Source organism: Haladaptatus sp. W1 (assembly GCF_001723155.1).
Lineage (GTDB): Archaea > Halobacteriota > Halobacteria > Halobacteriales > Haladaptataceae > Haladaptatus > Haladaptatus paucihalophilus.
The window spans coordinates 35,927-54,390 of record NZ_MEIH01000271.1 but is presented as its reverse complement, the minus strand read 5'-3'; the positions used below and the strand labels follow the sequence as shown (position 1 = coordinate 54,390).

General features: G+C 63.3%; 19 protein-coding genes. 11 read left to right on the top strand and 8 right to left on the bottom strand.

Annotated features, from left to right (window positions below):
* The first annotated feature begins 11 nt into the window (after positions 1-11).
* Positions 12-2,783 (top strand): alanine--tRNA ligase, encoded by a 2,772-nt coding sequence (alaS, locus tag BG842_RS12650; RefSeq protein WP_069451006.1) that lies wholly within the window; start codon positions 12-14, stop codon positions 2,781-2,783.
* A gap of 303 nt (positions 2,784-3,086) precedes the next feature.
* On the opposite strand, the gene BG842_RS12645 is transcribed toward alaS, so the two are convergent.
* The 7 genes from BG842_RS12645 to BG842_RS12615 all read right to left on the bottom strand — a co-directional run bounded on the left by BG842_RS12645 (position 3,087) and on the right by BG842_RS12615 (position 8,852).
* Positions 3,087-3,752 (bottom strand): cytochrome c biogenesis CcdA family protein, encoded by a 666-nt coding sequence (locus tag BG842_RS12645; RefSeq protein WP_069451005.1) that lies wholly within the window; start codon positions 3,750-3,752, stop codon positions 3,087-3,089.
* Positions 3,749-4,270 (bottom strand): TlpA disulfide reductase family protein, encoded by a 522-nt coding sequence (locus BG842_RS12640; protein ID WP_069451004.1) that lies wholly within the window; start codon positions 4,268-4,270, stop codon positions 3,749-3,751. Before BG842_RS12640 ends, BG842_RS12645 begins: the two co-directional genes overlap by 4 nt.
* Positions 4,267-4,935, bottom strand: a complete 669-nt coding sequence (locus BG842_RS12635; protein WP_069451003.1) for an SCO family protein — start codon at positions 4,933-4,935, stop codon at positions 4,267-4,269. The genes BG842_RS12640 and BG842_RS12635 overlap by 4 nt, the downstream gene beginning before the upstream one ends.
* An 87-nt stretch (positions 4,936-5,022) precedes the next feature.
* Positions 5,023-5,856, bottom strand: a complete 834-nt coding sequence (locus BG842_RS12630) for an ABC transporter permease (RefSeq protein WP_069451002.1) — start codon at positions 5,854-5,856, stop codon at positions 5,023-5,025.
* Positions 5,853-6,836: an ATP-binding cassette domain-containing protein gene (locus tag BG842_RS12625; RefSeq protein ID WP_069451001.1), complete on the bottom strand. Its 984-nt coding sequence runs from the start codon at positions 6,834-6,836 to the stop codon at positions 5,853-5,855. The genes BG842_RS12630 and BG842_RS12625 overlap by 4 nt, the downstream gene beginning before the upstream one ends.
* Before the next feature lie 139 nt (positions 6,837-6,975).
* Positions 6,976-7,479, bottom strand: a complete 504-nt coding sequence (locus BG842_RS12620; RefSeq protein WP_254663131.1) for a helix-turn-helix domain-containing protein — start codon at positions 7,477-7,479, stop codon at positions 6,976-6,978.
* Between the two features lie 209 nt (positions 7,480-7,688).
* On the bottom strand, positions 7,689-8,852 hold the full coding sequence (locus tag BG842_RS12615) for an HD domain-containing protein (RefSeq protein ID WP_069451000.1): 1,164 nt from the start codon (positions 8,850-8,852) through the stop codon (positions 7,689-7,691).
* A 447-nt stretch (positions 8,853-9,299) separates the two neighbouring features.
* Here BG842_RS12615 and BG842_RS12610 point away from each other — a divergent pair, with 447 nt between their 5' ends.
* From BG842_RS12610 to BG842_RS12570, 10 genes are all read left to right on the top strand, one after another.
* The gene (locus BG842_RS12610; protein ID WP_069450999.1) at positions 9,300-9,539 is read left to right on the top strand and encodes a hypothetical protein; all 240 of its coding nucleotides are present in this window, start codon (positions 9,300-9,302) and stop codon (positions 9,537-9,539) included.
* Positions 9,526-10,317, top strand: coding sequence for an alpha/beta fold hydrolase (locus BG842_RS12605; RefSeq protein ID WP_069450998.1), 792 nt, complete (start codon positions 9,526-9,528; stop codon positions 10,315-10,317). The genes BG842_RS12610 and BG842_RS12605 overlap by 14 nt, the downstream gene beginning before the upstream one ends.
* A gap of 299 nt (positions 10,318-10,616) precedes the next feature.
* Positions 10,617-12,068 (top strand): class I adenylate-forming enzyme family protein, encoded by a 1,452-nt coding sequence (locus BG842_RS12600; protein ID WP_254663130.1) that lies wholly within the window; start codon positions 10,617-10,619, stop codon positions 12,066-12,068.
* A 103-nt stretch (positions 12,069-12,171) separates the two neighbouring features.
* Positions 12,172-12,864 carry a type 1 glutamine amidotransferase gene (locus tag BG842_RS12595; protein WP_069451017.1) on the top strand — a complete coding sequence of 231 codons (693 nt, stop codon included), beginning with the start codon at positions 12,172-12,174 and terminating at the stop codon, positions 12,862-12,864.
* Positions 12,865-12,944: 80 nt separating this feature from the next.
* Positions 12,945-13,367 carry a hypothetical protein gene (locus tag BG842_RS12590; protein WP_069450997.1) on the top strand — a complete coding sequence of 141 codons (423 nt, stop codon included), beginning with the start codon at positions 12,945-12,947 and terminating at the stop codon, positions 13,365-13,367.
* A gap of 149 nt (positions 13,368-13,516) precedes the next feature.
* On the top strand, positions 13,517-14,680 hold the full coding sequence (locus BG842_RS12585; RefSeq protein ID WP_069450996.1) for an acyl-CoA dehydrogenase family protein: 1,164 nt from the start codon (positions 13,517-13,519) through the stop codon (positions 14,678-14,680).
* Between the two features lie 227 nt (positions 14,681-14,907).
* Positions 14,908-15,420, top strand: a complete 513-nt coding sequence (locus tag BG842_RS31600) for a phosphotransferase (protein ID WP_254663129.1) — start codon at positions 14,908-14,910, stop codon at positions 15,418-15,420.
* Complete coding sequence (locus BG842_RS31595) at positions 15,369-15,854, top strand: phosphotransferase (RefSeq protein WP_254663128.1); 486 nt, start codon at positions 15,369-15,371, stop codon at positions 15,852-15,854. The genes BG842_RS31600 and BG842_RS31595 overlap by 52 nt, the downstream gene beginning before the upstream one ends.
* A gap of 51 nt (positions 15,855-15,905) precedes the next feature.
* Positions 15,906-16,274: an MOSC domain-containing protein gene (locus BG842_RS12575; protein ID WP_069450995.1), complete on the top strand. Its 369-nt coding sequence runs from the start codon at positions 15,906-15,908 to the stop codon at positions 16,272-16,274.
* A 174-nt stretch (positions 16,275-16,448) separates the two neighbouring features.
* The gene (locus BG842_RS12570) at positions 16,449-17,363 is read left to right on the top strand and encodes a DUF4352 domain-containing protein (RefSeq protein ID WP_069450994.1); all 915 of its coding nucleotides are present in this window, start codon (positions 16,449-16,451) and stop codon (positions 17,361-17,363) included.
* Position 17,364: 1 nt separating this feature from the next.
* Here the strand turns inward: BG842_RS12570 and BG842_RS12565 are convergent, their stop codons facing one another.
* Complete coding sequence (locus BG842_RS12565) at positions 17,365-18,348, bottom strand: aldo/keto reductase (RefSeq protein WP_083252515.1); 984 nt, start codon at positions 18,346-18,348, stop codon at positions 17,365-17,367.
* Positions 18,349-18,464 lie beyond the last annotated feature (116 nt).

Below are 18,464 nucleotides of genomic sequence, written 5' to 3'. Positions count from 1 at the left end.
AACTACCAAGAATGAGCGAACTCGAGGAGGAGTATCGCCTCGATTATTTCGAGGAAAACGACTTCGTGCGAAAAGAGTGCTCCGAGTGTGGAGCGCACTTCTGGACGCGCGACCACGACCGAGAGACGTGCGGGGAACCGCCGTGTGCGGAGTACGGGTTCATCGACGACCCCGGCTTCGAGGAGGAGTATTCCCTATCGGAGATGCGGGAGGTGTTCCTCTCGTTCTTCGAGGAACACGACCACGAACGAATCGATCCCTACCCGGTCGCGGCGAATCGCTGGCGTGACGACGTGCTACTGACACAGGCATCAATCTACGACTTCCAGCCCCTCGTCACCAGCGGGAAGACGCCGCCACCGGCCAACCCGCTGACCATCAGCCAACCCTGCATCCGCATGCAGGACATCGACAACGTTGGCAAGACGGGACGGCACACGATGGCCTTCGAGATGATGGCCCATCACGCCTTCAACGTCCGCGAGGACGCCGAGGAGGAGTACGCCTACGACGGCGAAGTCTACTGGAAGGACGAAACCGTGGCCTACTGCGACCAACTGTTCGAGTCCGTCGGCGCGGACTTGGACGAAATCACCTACATCGAGGACCCGTGGGTCGGCGGCGGCAACGCCGGACCCGCTATCGAGGTCATCTACAAGGGTGCGGAACTCGCCACCCTCGTCTTCATGTCGATGGAGCAGGACCCCGACGGCGAGTACGAGATGAAGGACGGCAACCGATACAGCCCGATGGACACGTACATCGTGGACACCGGGTACGGCCTGGAACGCTGGACGTGGATGAGTCAGGGAACCCCGACCGTCTACGAGGCCGTCTATCCCGACATGATTGCCTTCCTCAAGGAGAACGCCGACATAAATCTCTCCGAGGAGGAAGAGGAACTCGTCCACCGCGCCGCGAAGCTCGCGGGTCACATGGACATCGACGAGGCCGAGGACATGGACGCCGCCCGCGACAACATCGCGGAGAAGGTCGGCGTCTCGACGACGGAACTCGTCGAACTGATGGAGCCGCTCGAAACCATCTACGCCATCGCCGACCACAGCAGGGCCCTCGCCTACATGTTCGGCGACGGCATCGTCCCGAGCAACGTCGCCACCGGCTATCTCGCCCGCATGGTGCTCCGCCGGACGAAGCGCCTCTGTGATACCGTCGGCGTCGATGCGCCGCTGGACGAACTCGTGGACATGCAGGCCGAACGCCTCGGCTACGAGAACCGCGACACCATCCGCGACATCGTTCGGACGGAGGTCGAAAAGTACCGCGAGACGCTCGAACAGGGCGGCCGCCGGGTTCGTCGCCTCGCCAAGCGACACGCCGAGGAAGGCAAACCCATCCCGACCGAGACGCTCGTCGAGTTGTACGACTCGCACGGCCTACAGCCCGATATGGTCGAGGAAATCGCCGACGAGTTCGGTGCCTCGGTGTCGGTCCCGGACGACTTCTACAGCCTCGTCGCCGAGCGCCACGACGGTGGACAGGCGTTCGAGGAGGAGGAATCCGAAGACGACCGTTTCACCGACCTCCCCAAGACCGAACGCCTCTACTACGAGGACCAGTACCGGACCGATTTCGAAGCCGTCGTCCTCGACGTGTTCGACCGCGAGGAGGGCTACGACGTCGTGCTCGACCAGACGATGTTCTACCCGGAGGGCGGTGGCCAACCCGGCGACCACGGAACGCTCTCGACCGACGAGAAGACGGTGAAGGTCACGGACACCCAAATCGACGACGGCGTGGTGCTCCACCACACCGACGACCCCGTCGATAAAGGTTCCATCGTCCGCGGACAGATAGACGCCCAGCGTCGCCGTCGCCTGATGCGCCACCACACGGCGACCCACATCGTCGTCCACGCGGCGCGCCAGATTCTCGGCGACCACATCCGGCAGGCCGGTGCCCAGAAGGGAACCGACAGTTCGCGCATCGACGTGCGCCACTACGAGCGCATCGACCGCGAGACGGCGAAGCAAATCGAACTGCTGGCCAACGAAATCGTCATGGAGAACACGACGGTCCAACAGGAGTGGCCCAACCGCCACGAGGCCGAAGAGGAGTTCGGCTTCGACCTCTATCAAGGTGGGATTCCCGCCGGGACGAACATCCGCCTCATCCACGTCGCCGAGGACGTGCAGGCCTGCGGTGGCACCCACGTCCGTCGAACCGGCGACGTCGGCTGTATCAAACTCCTCAACACCGAGCGCGTGCAGGACGGCGTGGAACGCCTCACCTTCGCCGCCGGTGACGCCGCCATCGAGGCGACACAGGAGACAGAGGACTACCTCGGTACCGCTGCCGACACGCTCGACGTTTCGCCGTCGGAGGTGCCCGAAACGGCCGAACGCTTCTTCGAGGAGTGGAAAGCCCGCGGCAAGCAGATAGAGGACCTCAAAGAGCAACTCGCCGAGGCCCGCGCCAGCGGTGCGGGCGGCGGCGAAGAAATCGAAGTCGGCGACACGACCGCCGTCATCCAGCGCATCGACACCGACATGGAAGAACTCCGCGCCACGGCCAACGCCATGGCCGAGGACGGTAAAATCGCCGTCATCGGCAGCGGTGCCGACGGCGCGCAGTTCGTCGTCGCCATCCCGGACGGCTCGTCGGTGAACGCCGGTTCGGTCGTCGGCGAACTCGCCTCCTTCGTCGGCGGTGGCGGCGGCGGCCCCGCCGACTTCGCGCAGGGCGGCGGTCCCGACGCCGACAAACTTGACGAGGCGTTGGAGAGCGCTCCCGACGTGCTCAAGCAAGTCGAGAACGCATAATTCGGCGGACTATTTTTCGCGGTTCGGATTCGGCCGTCGGAGTCACGACTCCCGTGACGAGCGAACTCTCTCGCTGAACTCCGATATAGCCACGAAAACCAAGTAACACGGATACTGCGCGGGTTTGGTGAACCGTCCTCCCGTCGGTACGACTTGCACCCTCTTTCTCGATAAATCGCATTCCGATATACGAAATTGGCTATCTCTGGCTCAGACGGCTACGGACGGAACCGAAACGATGTGCGACTACTATCGTTGGCGACGGATACAGCTGAAATCACGAAAATCGGTTTCCCTCTCACGTCAGAACGCATCGAGGACGACGAGCGAGAGATACAACTGCCCGATACCGGCCAGTATCATCAGCCCGCCCGCGACGCGTTCCAAGGTGTACGAATACTTGCCCAGTTCGCGCCACCAATCGACGCCCGCCGCCATCAACAACGTCACGCCGCTCAAGGGAATCACGACGCCCAGCGCGTAGCTTCCGAAGGAGAGGATGCGGCCCGAAAGCGGGAGCGTGAGCGTCTGGGCGACGACGCCGAGGAAGACCGGTGCGACACAGCCCGCCGCGGCGAGCGCGTACCCGCCGCCGAAGAGGACGAACCCGGTGGTCGACGCGGGGCGTTCCGGGAGCGGAACGCGAATCGTCGGTTGTCTGCCCGCGACGACGAGCAGTCCGACGACGAGCAGGACGACGCCCGCCAGCGGTTCGAACCACCGGAGGTACCGGACGAGTTCCTGCCCGGCCACGAACACGGCGATGCCGACCGCACCGAGCGTGACGAGCGCCCCGACCGCGGCACCAGCGGCGGGGAGCAGCGCCGAGGAAACGCGGTCCGAATCTCGGTGTTGGAGGTAGTAGCCGATGTAGCCGGGAAGCAACGGAAACGCACACGGCGCGAAGAACGTCGCGATTCCCGCGCCCGCGGCGAACGCGACCGTCGGCAGGAGCGTGGAGGCACTCATCTCTTTTCTGCCGCGTCGATCTGCTCGCGGAGCGTGTCGATGCCCGCCACGCCGTGGTGCCTCCACGTGACCGTTCCGTCCGGTGCCGCGACGCCGACGAACGGGAGGCCGCCCGCGTTCAGCGCGGCCATCACCGAGGAGTCCGGGTCGAGACCGAGCGTCCACTTCCCGTCGTTTTCGTTCCACCACGAGCGGATGTCGTCTTTCGTCAGCGTGCCGCCGATGCGCTCGTTCGTGATGGAGACGAATCGAACCTCGTCGCCGTATTCGTCGTGCAGTTTCATCAGCGCCTCCATCTGCTTTTGACACGGCATACACCACGTGGCGAAGAGGTCGATGACGGTGACGGTTTCGGGAACCGGTACCTGCACCGTCCCGTCGGTCGAGCCGTCCGCACGCATCGTCTCGACGCGTTTCGGCAGTCCGTCGTCGTCCGACAGGCCGTTCAGCGCGACCCACGCGCTACCGCCGGTGATACCGAGTCCCGCGAGTCCGGTGAGGAGGCGACGTCGATTCATCCGCGGACGGTTTCGAGGTCGTCGATTATCTGCTGTTGCTTCGGCGAACTGCCGTGGTACGCCCGTTCGACGTATCCCTTTTCGTTGACGAGCAGGATGAGCGCCGAGTGGGAGAACATGTAGTCGTCCTTCGATTTCTGTTTCGTCTTCTCGAACTGGACGCCGAACGTGTCGGTGATGACGTGTTTCGCCCGCGCCTCCGATTTCGGCCGGAGGAAGCTCCAGTCGTCGATGGACTGGTCCACGTTCATCTTGTCCGTGTACGTCCGCAACTGCTCTGTGTCGTCTCGCTGGGGGTCGAACGTCGTCGGCAGAAATGTCACGTCCTTCGCGTACCCGTTCTTGGTCGCGTGCGTCTGGACGTTGCGAAGCGTCGAGATGAGCACCGGACAGATCGTCATACAGTGGGTGTAAAAGAACGTGACGATGCTCGGCGTCTCGACGTCTCGAAACGAGACGGTCCGATCTTCGAGCGGTGCGGGAATCGTCACGTCGGGGATCTTCTCGCCCCACGCCGGGTACGGGAGATCCGAACTCTCGACGTTCCTGTCGGGTTCGCTTAGCGCCACGTTCGGGTTCGAGTCGCCGAGCGACCCCAGACAGCCCGCCGCCGAGACCGCCGCTCCCGTCGCCGCAACGGAGCGGAGGTACGTCCGTCTATGCATGTCCGTGATTTTCGACGGAAGAGCCAAATGCAATCTGGTTCATTCCTCGAAGGCGAGAATGAGGCCGTTCGAACGGCTATCCGTTCCTCACGCGCTGGCGCTGGTCGCCCGCCTGAGGACGACCAACGCGATGCCGGTCAGCACGAGGTCGAGCGCGACGAGGATGGCGATGGACGGCAGAATCGTGTTCCACTCCCAGCCGGTGATGACGAGCGCCCGTGCAGCATCGACCCCGTAGGTGATGGGGTTGACGGCGCTGATGTACTGAATCCACTGCGGCAGTCGGTTCACCGGGAGGAACGCACTGGAGACGAACAACAGCGGGAGTTGCAGGAAGTTCACCGCGATGATGGTCGATTCCGTGTCGCCGGTCTGGATGCCGACGACGTTCGAGAGCGCCGTGAACCAGATGGAAAACAGGATGCCGATGAGCATCAGCGCGAGTACGCCGAGGAAGCCGGTGGCGATGTTCGCACCGAGGAGGACGCCAACCACGACGACGATTATTATCTGGACGCAGATGCGTGCGACCTCGGCGAGTGTCTTTCCGAGGAACACCGCGCCGCGGTTCATCGGCGAGACGAGCGCCTTGGCGAACATCCCCGTCTCGATGTCGTTGACCAACCCGATGCCGGAACTCGCCGCCGCGACGAGCGACACCTGAATGATGATGGCGGGAAGGAGGAAACTGATGTACTCGACGTTTTGCCCGGGACCGCCGATAGCGCCGCCGGTGACCTGCCCGAACACCTGCGAGAATAGGACGAGGAAGATGAGCGGCTGGACGATGGAGGAGGTGACGATGAACGGGTTTCGAACCGACTTGAGCAACCAGCGGCGCATGTTTACCCACGTGTCGCCGAGGAAGCCGTTGCCCGGCGCGAGCGTTCGGTCCTCGCTCGCTCCCGAATCGGTGCTCACGCGACCACCTCCGTATCTGACGCCGCTTCCTCGTCGTCTTCGACGCTCTCGCCTGTCACCGCGAGGAACACGTCGTCGAGCGTCGGCGACCGCACGTCGAAGCCGTCCACCTCGACGCCCGCATCACGGAGTTCGGCGAAGTAGTCCGCTCCGTGCGTTCGAATCGTCGTCGCCCCGACCGAGATGCCGCTCTGCGTCTCGGTCACGACGGCATCGTCGAACACGTCGCCGGATTCCGCGAGGCGCGTCGCCACGTCGACGTCCGACGGCGCGATTTCGAGTTCGAGGATGTCGCCGCCGACCTCGTTTTTGAGTTCGTCAGGGGAGCCGGTCAGCGCGATTTCGCCGTCCTTGATGAGCGAAATGCGGTCGCAGAGCTGGTCGGCCTCCTCCAGATACTGGGTCGTCAGGAACACGGTGGTTCCCTCGCGGTTTATCTCGCGGAAGTAGTCCCAGAGGCGGTTTCGCGCCTTCGGGTCGAGTCCCGTCGTCGGTTCGTCGAGGAAGACCACCGGCGGATGGTGGACCAGCGCGGTGACGGCATCGAGCCGTTTTTTCATCCCTCCGGAGAACGTCTTCGCCGATTTGTCGGCCCCGTCGAGCAGGTCCGCGAGGTCGAGGAGTTCGTCGGCGCGCTCGGCGCGCTCCGACTTCGGAATCCCGTACGCCGCCGCCATGTACTCGACGTTCTCGCGCGCGGTCAACTCCTCGTCGATGCTCGTCTCCTGTGCCATGTAACCGACCGACCGGCGCACGCTCTTCGGGTCGTCGCCGACGTCGTAGCCGTTCACCGTGACGGACCCGTCGGTCGGCCGCAACAGCGTCACGAGCGTTCGGATGGTCGTGGTCTTTCCGGCACCGTTCGGGCCGAGGAAGCCGAAGAACTCCCCCTCCGGCACGCGGAGGTCGACCCCACTGACGGCGCGGGTGCCGTCCGGATAGACCACGCGCACGTCGTCGGCGCGTATCGCGTCGGTCATTGCTGTCCCTCCGTCAGCTCTCGGAACTTGAATATGAGGGTGTCAGTCACACCCTTACTTTCGCTTCTGTAGCCAAATACTATCAAGTTAGTAGTCGTGTATCGACTACATAAATTGTAGTAATGGCGTCGTCTGGGGTTTAATCGTTTTCTCTCGGTACATCGACCTCTCCATAGAGGTCGTACACTGACGCCCACTCGTACAGGTGGATGAACACGGGTGCGAGACCGTTGGCCGCGTCGGTCGGTTCGTACTCGACTCGCGGGGGAATCTCGTCGTACGACCGTCGCGTCAGCAACCCCGCCTCGGTGAGTTCGGAGAGGCGTTTCGAGAGCGTCGTCGGCGATACGTCGAGTCGCTCTTCGATGTCCGAGAACCGGAGCGGTCCCTCGTTCATCGAAAAGAGATGGAGAACGGGGAGGGCGTAGGCCCGGCCGAGCAGCGTGAACAGTTCCGCAACTGTCTCTTTTTGCTGGTTTTCCCCATACTCATCGAGCCGGTCCCGATACCGCCGCCCGCGTTCGATGATCGCCTCCGGGTCGGGAAACTCGTCGCCGCTCATGGTGATACTTCGTATTCGGTAGTAATAGCGTTCCCGCCCCGTTCCGAGCGAAATCCCGGGTCGAGCGCCGTGCTCTCGCATTAAAATCCTCGGAAAGTCGAGATGTAACGGAAACGGGCGTCTTCCGCTCCCCTTCTCGTTCCTCTGATCCAATCGTAGAACGTCACTCGCGATTTAATATATCAAAATTTGATTTATGGGGCTTTTGCGCGAAGCTAATTCTCGTTTCGTAGCATCGAACGAAACGGTCGATAACCTACCGTAGAAGCGATATCGTTCGGGATCACCGTTCAGTGAACCAGTCCGAGTACCGACGTCGCCGCTTTCTCCACCGCATCCGTGACCTCCTCGGGTGCGTAGACGCCCAACCGCCATTGAGTTCGTTGGGAGGCTTGCAGTCCCTGCACCAGCGGTGATTGGTCCGCCAACCGTCTGACATCTCCGTTGACGACGACCCGACTGGACGATTCGGGGATGCTCGGTTCGCCCGGCGTGTCGAGCAGGACGTGTTCCGGTTCTACTCCCGCCTTCGCCGCGATGTCCCGCTCGAACTCGCGGACGTCGGCGTGGTCTGCCGCGACCACTTCGCCGGGTACCGACTCCCACTCCGCCCACACCGCGCGCTTGAAGAGGTTCCGCTCGGCGATTCGGTTCGCCATCGGTCGGGTTTCCTCGTGATTGCGAAGCGCGGCGAGCAGTTCGGCGTCGGTGAATCGCTGGAACTCCGCGGCGCTCACGTCGCTGGAATCGAGGAGGCGCTCGCTCGTCCGCTCCAACATCGCGCCAGCGATTCTGGAGACGTGGTGGCGATACACCGTCGCGTTCATCAGCGCGCGGGCGACGAGCAGGCTTTCCGCCGTCTGGACGTTCCCTTCGGCCAGTACGAGTGTTCCGTCCGTGAACCGGAGCGCCGCGAGCAGGCGGCCGTAATCGACCGTTCCGTACGGAACGCCGGTGTGGTGGGCGTCCCGGACGAGGTAGTCCATCCGGTCCACGTCGAGTTCACCGGCGACGATTTGCCCGAGTTCGCCCTCTCCAGCGACCAACGCGGCGATTTCGTCGGGTGCGAGGTCGTGGCGTTCGAGCGTGGCCGCGAGTTCGCCGCAGTCGAGCAGGTCCCCAACCTCGTCGTGGTGTCGGCCCAGTCGTCGCTCGATGATACCCTCGGTCTGGTGGCCGTAGGGGCCGTGGCCCACGTCGTGAAGCAGGGCGGCGGCGTGCACCGCCGTTGCTCGTTCGTTATCGATTCCGAGGCGGTCCAGCGCTTGCCCCGCGAGGTGGGCAACCCCGATGCTGTGTTCGAAGCGCGTGTGATTCGCCGACGGGTAGACGAGTCGAACCGTGCTCAACTGCTTGATGTGTCGGAGCCGCTGAACCGGTTCCGTGTCCAGCAGTTCGGCGGCGACCGGCGGGAGTTCCACGTAGTCGTGGACGCTATCCTTGATGGCCTGCATGAGGTGTGGGTCTTTCGACGGCGAGGGGTAAAGTGGCTAGATTTCCGACGAGAATCTCGAATCACCTCGGTCGGTTTCACCCGTTAGAATTTCCGCTGTGGCGCGCCCTGGCGAGGGGGAGCACGAAAGAGCTCTGCTCTTTTGGAGGCCGAGAAACGCAATCGGTTGGGGAGGGCGTGGCTGATGCAGTTGCGATGCAGTTGTTGTGTTTGGGTGGACTGAAAGGGGCCGTCCGGTCGCGCTTGTGTGGTTGCTGTGCAGGCAACTATTCTGGCCGACGTTGCGGAGAGGCCAGAATATCTTGCACAGCGACCGCGAGCGGACGGGGGCTTTCTGGGATTTCGTCACGGCTGTTGCACTTTGAGAACACCTGCAACCAAACTCATCTCGGTGCGGACGGGGGCTTTCGAGGTAATCTTCTCGGTAGTTGCAGTCGAAGTAGCCACAATGTTTTCTCGTAGCGAGCGTGATGGCGGCTTTCTGGGACTTCAACACACGGTCGTTCCGCTCAGAGAACTCCTGCAACCGAACTCATCTCGGCGCGGTCGGGAAATTTCGGAAACGACTCGTGAGTTGCTCCAACGGCACCACTATCAACGTCGTTCCATCCCGCTCCTCGTCGAGTTCGAAACGGACGATTTGAAACGCTCCCGTCCCCTACCCGTCGCCAAGGATGCCCTTCGCTGACAACGACGGACTCTCGCTCTACTACGAAACGGACGGCTCGGCAAACCACGACACGGTGGCGTTCATCGGGGACGCGGCCTTCGGCGCGTGGCAGTGGGGCTGGCAGCACGCGGCGGTGGCCGGTCCGTTCGAGTCGCTGGTGTGGGATAACCGGGGAACCGGGCGCTCGGACGCGCCGGAAGGCCCGTATTCGGTCGCGGCGATGGCGGGCGACCTGGAGGCGGTGCTGGCCGACCACGGGGTCAGGAAGGCCCATCTCGTCGGCGCCGGACTGGGTGGGATGGTCGCGCTCCACTACGCGAAGCAGTTTTCGCGGGCGAAGACGCTCACGCTCATCGGAACGGCGGCGAGCGGGTCCCGCATCGCTCCGGAGGTTCGGGAGGAACTGCTCGCCGAGAAGACCCCCGACGCGCTCCACGAGTCGCTCCGCCCGGTCGTGAGCGAGGCGGCGTTCGCCGCCGGATTGGAGGACGTGGTGGAGTGGCGGGTCGACGACGACGCCGAACTCCCGGCCCAACGCGCTCAGTTCGCGGCGCTGGACGGCTTCGACGTGAGCGACAGCCTGTACGAAATCACGACCCCGGCGCTGGTGATACACGGCACCGACGACCGTGTGGTTCCCGTCGATGCCGGAACGGAACTCGCTAACGGACTGCCGCGCGGCGAGTTACGGACGTTCGAGGACGCACCCCACCTCGTGCACGTCGAGCGGTCGAAGGAAGTGAACGACGAACTGCTCGACTTCCTCGCCGCGAACGCGGAGAAAACGTTCGACTGACGTCCGAACGCTCGGTTGAATCCTCAAATCGGAATCGGTAACGCGTTTTCCACACGATAACTCGGACACGAAACGACTGCCGTGCAAGCGACGCGTGAGCTATCCGCCTCGACACTTCACGCACACGCCGTTTTCGAGGTACACGCTCAGCGTCGTTCGTCCACACTGGTTACACTCGTCGAGTACTTCGTCCGGTTCTGGTTCGTTCTCGGTCACTGTGCGTCACCCTGTTGTGACGTTGTGGTGCTTGCACATCAAACTATTTTATATATCGGTATAGGATGACGGATGGAGGACAATTGGCGCACGGCGTTCCCCTACCGCGTCCCGAACTGCTAACCGCTCTCGCGTCGCAGACGGTGTATGTCACTCTTTTCGGAGCGACACGCCGACCGCTGGGGGACCGGACGGCAATCGTAGACGGAGGCGAGCGCCTCTCCTACGCCGACCTCGACGACCGAATCACGACCGCGGCGGGGCGACTCGAAACGCTCGGTATCGACGAGGGAGATTCGGTCGCTCTCGTCTCGCGGAACCGCATCGAGGTGCTGGTCTCCATGCTCGCCGTCTGGCGCGTCGGCGGCGTGTTCGCACCCGTTTCGCATCGACTGACGCCCGCCACCGTCTCGCGGCCGATGGAGCAAATCGACCCCGACCTCGTGCTATTCGAGTCGGCACAGCGGGACCTCGTTCGGCAGTTCGACGCCCGCTCGTTCGAGGAGTTCGAACACGTCACGCCCGCCGATTTCTCAGCCGTCGAGCGCGCCGACGCGGACACGCAGCTGCTCGTCCACACCGAGGACGGCGAACGGGTCGTGGAACTGTCGAAGCGGGCCGTCGAGTGGAACTGTCGAACCGCAACCGCCGGGTGGGGTCTCGGGAGGAACGATTGCACCATCGCCCTGTTGCCGCTGTCGCGCCCGGACTGCTTGCTCGGGTTCGCGCTTCCGCTTCTCGCCGTCGGCGGTCGAGTCGTACTGCGGCGCGCGTTCGACCCGGACGACGCCGTGACCGCAATCGAGGACCACGGCGTGACCTGTCTCGTCGCCGCTCCGACCGAGTTCCGCGAACTGGCCGACGCCGGGTTCGAAGGGTCCGCTCCGGCGCTCGATTGGCTCGCCGCTCGCGGCCGCGTTCCGCCCGAGGTGCGCGAGGGGCTTCCGATTCCGCCTGTTCACGTCTACGGCCGCGCGGAAACCGGCGTCAATGTGCTCCGCGAAACGCCGGGGTCGGGTGCGGTCGCGTACCCGTTTCCGAACTGTGGGGTCCGAATCGAGGGCGAGGGGTCGGGCGACCTGCTCGTTCGCGGTCCGACGACCGCGACGGGCTATCTCGATGGCGAGGCGTTCGAAGAGTGGGTGTCGATGGGGGACGTGTTCCGGCACGGATCGTCCGCTAGACCCGACGCGACCGATTCGCGTGGGTTCGTTCCCGTCGGTGACGGCGACGACGATGCGTCCGAAACCGGCGGTCAGCGGGTCCATCCGCGAGCGGTCGAAACCGTGCTCGAATCGCATCCGGACGTACGGGAGGTCGGCATCGTCGAAGCCGTCGCGGAGACGGGCGGAACGGCACCGAAGGCGGTGGTCGTCGGCGACGTGCCGCCGGGCGCACTCCGCGAGTTCGCGGAGGAACGACTCGAACCGCACGAGGTGCCGCGGGCTATCGAACCGGCCGCGTCGCTTCCGCGACGCCCTTCCGGTGAACTCGACCGGGCGGCACTGCGCGAGCGGTTCATGACATGGGAGTGAGCGATGAATACGACGGATGGAACTCACGTGACGTCGCGGAATCGGCGGCTAAATCCCCTGTAGCGAAACTCATTTGATGGCTCGCGTCGCTAGTGTCACCCGAATGAGTCGGCTCAGAATCGCATTTTTGAACGCCGCACACGGCGACGAAAACACGCGGCGAAATTTCCGGCGCGAACTCGACGCGGACCTCGTGGAGTTCGACGCGACCGAACGCCACCTCCCCGAGCACTTCGACTTCGACGCGGCCGTCATCACCGGCTCGCGGGCGTCCGTCTACTGGGACGAAAGTTGGATTCCACCCCTCAAATCGTGGGTCGGGGACGCCATCGAAACCGGGATGCCCATGCTCGGTATCTGCTACGGCCATCAACTGCTGGCGGACGTTCTCGGCGGCGACGTTCGTGACATGGGCGAGTACGAAATCGGTTACCGGACGGTCGAACACTCCGGCGATTCCGTGCTGTTCGAAGGGGTTGACCGACGGTTTACCGCGTTCACGACCCACTCGGATGAAGTCGCGGAGCTCCCGCCCGGCGCGGAACCCATCGCGGAAAACGACTATTCGAATCATGGCTTCCGCAAGGGAGACGTATTCGGCGTCCAGTTCCATCCCGAGTACGATACGAGGACGGCGGAGGCCGTCACCCGCGGCAAGGACCTCGGGGAAGCGCGTCTCACGGAGGTCTTGGACGGCATCAACGAGGAGAACTACGCGGCGGCGTGCGAGGCGAAAGCCGTGTTCGAGAACTTCACCGAATACGTCCGAACGGTGGGAAATCCAGCTGCCGACTGACACGAAATTCCGATAGTGTGATAAATAACCTGAATACTGAACCACCAGAGTCACCCCCGTAGGACGAGTGGTTTCACTCCATGGCAGACCAGACGACAAACGACGACGGTGGTTCGTCACGCGCCACCGCTTCGCCGACCGGGCCGAGTGCCGACGTCCCTCCGCTTTCACAGGACGCGCTCTTCGACGCCCTCTCGTCCCGCCGAAGTCGATACATTCTCCACGAGTTGCGGACCGAAGACACGCCGGTCACGCTCGAAAACCTCGTTGACACCGTTGCCGCGTGGGAGACGGACAAATCCATCGACCTCGTATCCGACGAACACCGCCGCAACGTCCTCATGTCGCTCCAGCACACGCAACTCCCGAAACTGGCGATGGCCGGACTCGTCCAGTACGACGACGATAGACGGCTCGTCGATACGGGCATCCACTCCAACCAAGCCGACGCCTATCTCGACATCGCAATCGCGCGCGACGACGCGGTTCCGACCTCCGAGTAACGCTATTTTGCGGTCGAGTCCGAAGAGTCGGTAGCGATGCGTACGGTGCTACATCCTCGTCTCGGTTTCATCGCTCGTAGCGTCGCTTTCGGTCGCTCCCGTTCTCCGCAGTAGGAGGGCTTTTTAACATCCCCTCCGCAGAGTTTTGCATGCTCGATTACGTGGATTTGGAGGCAGACCTCGGACAGGAAGAGCGGATGGTTCGGGACACCGCCCGCGAGTTCGTCGAAGAGCACGTCAAACCCGACATCGGGGACCACTACGAAGCGGGGACGTTCCCGGAGGAAATCATCCCCGAGATGGGGGAACTCGGGTTCTACGCGCCGAACCTCGATGGCTACGGCCTGCCGAACCTGAGCGAGACGGCCTACGGCCTGCTGATGCAGGAACTCGAAGCCTGCGACTCCGGCCTGCGCTCGATGGCGAGCGTGCAGGGCGCGCTCGTGATGTATCCCATCCACGCCTACGGGTCCGAGGAGCAGAAAGAACGCTGGCTTCCCGACCTCGGCGAAGGCAAGGCGGTCGGTTGTTTCGGCCTGACGGAACCCGAACACGGGTCGAACCCGTCGGGAATGGAAACCTACGCGGAAAAGGAGGGCGACGAGTACGTCCTCAACGGCTCGAAGACGTGGATTACGAATTCCCCGATTTCGGACGTGGCGGTCGTCTGGGCGCGCGACCGCTCGGCCGAGGACTCGCCGGTTCGCGGCTTCCTCGTGGAGACCGACCGCGACGGCGTGACGACGAACCAGATACACGACAAACTCTCGCTTCGCGCGTCCATCACGGGCGAAATCAGTCTCCAGAACGTCACCGTTCCCGAGGACGCCGTTCTGCCCGGCGTCGAGGGGATGAAAGGCCCGCTCTCCTGTCTCACGCAGGCCCGCTACGGCATCGCGTGGGGTGCGGTCGGTGCGGCCCGCGACTGTTTCGAGACGGCCCGCGACTACGCCACCGAACGCGACCAGTTCGGCGGCCCCATCGCGCGGTTCCAACTCCAGCAGGACAAACTGGCCGAGATGGCGACCCAGATTACGACCTCGCAACTGCTCGTCCACCGCCTCGCCGAGTTGAAAGAACGCGGCGACCTCCGCCCGCAGCACGTCTCGATGGCGAAGCGGAACAACGTTCGGATGGCCCGCGACCAAGCCCGCGTCGCCCGCGAGATGCTCGGCGGCAACGGCATCACGACGGACTACCCGCCGATGCGCCACATGGCGAACATGGAGACGGTGTACACCTACGAGGGGACTCACGACATCCACACGCTCGTCCTCGGGCAGGATCTCACTGGCATCGCCGCCTTCGAGTGAGTGACGAAGGAACGAACGAGAGCACGGAAGAACACCGTTCTTCCGGAGCGAACGAGAACGGAGTTCTCGCACTGTTCGAATAGTACCGTTTTACTCCGACTTTCGAACAGTTTAAATAACAATCCGATGAATTATCGGGTACCCATCTTTTTCGGTCGGAGCGACAGCGCCCGCGCTCGAAGCGGCCCTTCGTCCCGACCGGTCGTCGCACGTGACGCGACGCAACTATGAAAGAAGACGAACGAGCGGTACGCGAGCGACTCGAATCGCATACGAACGACTACGAAGTGGGACGAAAACTGCACGACGTCCCGCCGCACGCCACGCACGAAGTTCGAATGGACGGGAGGCGGGCGGTCTGCAAACGTGCGACGAGCGACGAGGGTGACCCGGCGATGGAAGCCCGAGTCATGCAGCACCTCGAAACGAACACGTCGGTTCCGGTGCCGCACGTCCTCGCGGTCGGAGACGACTACTTCGTCGCGGAGTGGTGCGACGAGGTTCCCGCGGACGGGAGCGTGAACGAGGCGGGCGCGCGAACGATGGGTGCCGGACTGGCGACCTTGCACGCCGAGACGACGTTCGAGTCGTACGGCTTCTTGGGAGCGCGGGACGGCGAACTGGTCTCGACGCGCGGGAATCGTGGCACGGGACTGTCCGAGACTTCCTCGCCGACCGACGCGATTTCTTGCGGGACGGCGGGTTCGTCGCGGACGCCGAGGCGGCGGCCGACGCGCTGACGTTCGTCCGCGAGTGCCCGGACCTGTTCCGCGACGTCGGTGAACCGGTTCTCTGTCACGGCAACTACCTCCCCGACCACGTTGGACGCAATGAGGGTGATGTGACGACCGTCATCGACTTCGAGCACGCGCTCGTCGGACCGGGCGAGTACGACTACTGGTGCACGGCGATTCCGCTTTGCGCCGGGCCGGACGGCGTGGACGAGACGGTGGCCGAGGCGTTCCGAGTAGGCTACGAATCGGTTCGGGAACTCACGCCGGGATTCGACCGCCGGGGCGACGTGTATCGATTGATAGTCGTCGTCTCCTTCTTCCGGTCGCTTCGCCTCCAACGTCAGCAAACCGGTGCGGAAGCAACTCGAACCGCGCGCCGTTTCCGGGAACTCGTTTCCGGGACCATCGAGTCGATACGGGAGGACTGTGACGACCGGTAACGACACACACCGTCTACCAGATTTTATACCACCCGAACGCAATCGACGTGCATGAACGGAACGGGCGAAATCGAGGCGATTCACGTCTCCGACGAGTCGGCGGCCGAAACGAAAGGGGTCGAGGCGATCGAAGCGGAGGCGCTCGACGCCATCGAGGAGGAGGCGGGAATCGCGCTCGAACCGGGTGCCCACCGCCGAAACGTGACGGTGCGAAACGCGGCGCTGAACCACCTCGTCGGCGAACGGTTTCGCGTCGGCGAAGCGGTTTGTGAGGGGGTCGAACTCTGTGAACCGTGTTCGCATCTGGAGTCGCTGACCGAGAAGGGGACGCTTTCCGCGCTGGTTCATCGGGGCGGCCTTCGCGCCAGTATCGTCGAATCCGGCGAGATTCACGTCGGCGACGGCATCGAACAACTGTAGAGGATGGCGATTGAGACTGCTCGGCGAACACGACGGTAGGCGGTTCCTACACCGTAACCTGCCGTCGATTACGTCGAAACGTTTTCCGTGAACCGTTCGAAGGTCTCGCGTACTCGAACGTAAAAACGAGTCAACGACAGAGTGTTTATTTCCACTCTCGTACGTAAATTACCCATGCGCCGTAGAAGATTTCTGCTGACGTCCGGAGCGACACTCGCCGGGGGGGCCCTGGCGGGGTGTACCGGTTCCGAACCGAAGAACGGCGGGAATGGGGACGATTCGACTACGAACGAAACGGGCGGGTCGGGGATGTCGAACGAGACGACCACGAGTGGAGGTGGTGGCGGTGGCAAAACGACCGTCGATGGCTTCCAACTCGTTTCGACCGACGTGCCGAAGCAGGTCACGATGGGACAGCAGTTCTCGCTCTCGCTCACGCTCAAAAACGTCGGCGACGAGCCGAAGGCGTTCCAGTCCTCGGTTCAGGTGGACGGCAACTCGCCGGGGGCACAGCAGACGGGGCAGATGCGGACCGACAAAATCGACCCCGGAAAGACGACGAAGTGGTCCACCACGCTCACGTACCCGTACGTGGCGAAGGTCAACTATCGAATCGAGAAGTTGGACGAGACGTTCACCATCAATATCGTCGGCGAGAAACTCTCGTTCGGCGAGGCGTTCCGTAGTCCGACCGAAGTCGCCATGACGATACAGGACATCACGCTCACCGACCATTACCGATACGAACCGAGCGGTGGGGGGTCCGAGAACGTGGAAGCGAGCGACGGCCGGCAGTGGGCCTTCGTCACCGTCAAAGCCGAGAACAAGTTCCGTATGAAACAGACCCTTCCGAAGGGAGAGCAGATTCATCTGATAGTCGGCGGCGACAAGGTTTCGATGGCGGACATCGCCAAGGAAGACGGGAAGTACAAGGTCAACCGGTTCGGCGACCGAACCGTCGCGTCCGGTGAAAGCCTGACCGGCTGGCTCGCCTACGAAATCCCCGCCGATACGTCGGTGGACGACTTAACCGTCGAGTGGAAAGGTAGCGACGGTAACGGGTCGTGGTGGGCTCGCTGGAGTCAGTAGTTCAGTTCCACGCGGCCCCGTCCGGGTCGATGAGTCGCTCTTCGCTGTCGATGGCGGCGATTACCTCCATGTCCTCGTCGGCCAGTTCGGGGGCAGAGAGGTTTTCTCGGAGATGACTCTCTCCCGTGGCTTTTGGGATGGGGACAACGTTCTCTAGCCCCTGCAACCACGCGATGCTGATTTGGGTCGGCGTCGCGTCGTACTTCGCCGCGACGTCGCGGAGTTCGGGCACGTCGTCGGCGTCGCCCCGCAGTATCGGTGCGTAGGCGACGAGCGTGATGTCGTGTTCCGTGGCGTACTCGTGGAGTTCGTCCTGCTGGAGCAGCGGGTGCATCTCGACTTGGTTGGCGACGATTGGCGCGTCGAGCAGGTCGCGCGCCTCGTCCAGCAGTTCGGGCGTGAAGTTGCTCACCGCCACGTTCCGTGCCGTCCCGTCGTCGTACAACGTGTCGAAGGCCGGAAGGGTGTCTTCCGCGTCGTAGGCCTTCATGGGCCAGTGGACGTAGAGCAGGTCGATGTAGTCGGTGCCGAGTCTGCCGAGACTTTCCGCCGTGCTCTCCAGCACGTCGTCGTGTGCGAGGTTGTCCGGGAGGACCTTCGTGGCGAGGAATACCTCCTCGCGGGGAACGTCCGCGGCGGCGATTCCGTCGCCGACCCCCGATTCGTTGTCGTACATCTGCGCGGTGTCGATGTGTCGATAGCCGAGCGAGAGCGCGGTTCGAACCGTCTCGGAACACTGTTCGCGGTCCTTGTTGCCGGACGTTCCCAAGCCGGGCGATGGAATCTCCGTCATAGCGTCGAGGACGGACGCGATGGCGAAAAAGGTCCGTATCGCGGAAGGGCTGGCCCGTTCGAGCGACGGCGATGGGTCGCCACCGTCACGCTCGCCGCTTTCGCGGCGGGTCATATCGACTTTCTTCGCGCCGACTTTCGTCCCGAACTCGTCACGTTTCCACTGGAAACGGTGGGGTCCTCGATGTGCCACCAACCCGCACGTCTGACGTGTGTCTGCCGCTCGGCACTCCACCCCGAACGTTCCCCTTTCGATGGTCGGCGTTCGACCACCTGGATGCGGTTTGTGAATCCTTCTCTAACCCCTCC

Bases quoted from the DNA above. Each gene is read 5' to 3' on its own strand.
- BG842_RS12585 (WP_069450996.1), top strand. From the start codon at position 13,517: ATGCTCGATTACGTGGATTTGGAGGCAGACCTCGGACAGGAAGAGCGG.
- BG842_RS12615 (WP_069451000.1), bottom strand. From the start codon at position 8,852: ATGCAGGCCATCAAGGATAGCGTCCACGACTACGTGGAACTCCCGCCG.
- alaS (WP_069451006.1), top strand. From the start codon at position 12: ATGAGCGAACTCGAGGAGGAGTATCGCCTCGATTATTTCGAGGAAAAC.
- BG842_RS12625 (WP_069451001.1), bottom strand. From the start codon at position 6,836: ATGACCGACGCGATACGCGCCGACGACGTGCGCGTGGTCTATCCGGAC.
- BG842_RS12605 (WP_069450998.1), top strand. From the start codon at position 9,526: ATGCCCTTCGCTGACAACGACGGACTCTCGCTCTACTACGAAACGGAC.
- BG842_RS12575 (WP_069450995.1), top strand. From the start codon at position 15,906: ATGAACGGAACGGGCGAAATCGAGGCGATTCACGTCTCCGACGAGTCG.
- BG842_RS31600 (WP_254663129.1), top strand. From the start codon at position 14,908: ATGAAAGAAGACGAACGAGCGGTACGCGAGCGACTCGAATCGCATACG.
- BG842_RS12645 (WP_069451005.1), bottom strand. From the start codon at position 3,752: ATGAGTGCCTCCACGCTCCTGCCGACGGTCGCGTTCGCCGCGGGCGCG.
- BG842_RS12620 (WP_254663131.1), bottom strand. From the start codon at position 7,479: ATGCGAGAGCACGGCGCTCGACCCGGGATTTCGCTCGGAACGGGGCGG.
- BG842_RS12635 (WP_069451003.1), bottom strand. From the start codon at position 4,935: ATGCATAGACGGACGTACCTCCGCTCCGTTGCGGCGACGGGAGCGGCG.
- BG842_RS12595 (WP_069451017.1), top strand. From the start codon at position 12,172: ATGAGTCGGCTCAGAATCGCATTTTTGAACGCCGCACACGGCGACGAA.
- BG842_RS12590 (WP_069450997.1), top strand. From the start codon at position 12,945: ATGGCAGACCAGACGACAAACGACGACGGTGGTTCGTCACGCGCCACC.
- BG842_RS12640 (WP_069451004.1), bottom strand. From the start codon at position 4,270: ATGAATCGACGTCGCCTCCTCACCGGACTCGCGGGACTCGGTATCACC.
- BG842_RS12610 (WP_069450999.1), top strand. From the start codon at position 9,300: ATGTTTTCTCGTAGCGAGCGTGATGGCGGCTTTCTGGGACTTCAACAC.
- BG842_RS12570 (WP_069450994.1), top strand. From the start codon at position 16,449: ATGCGCCGTAGAAGATTTCTGCTGACGTCCGGAGCGACACTCGCCGGG.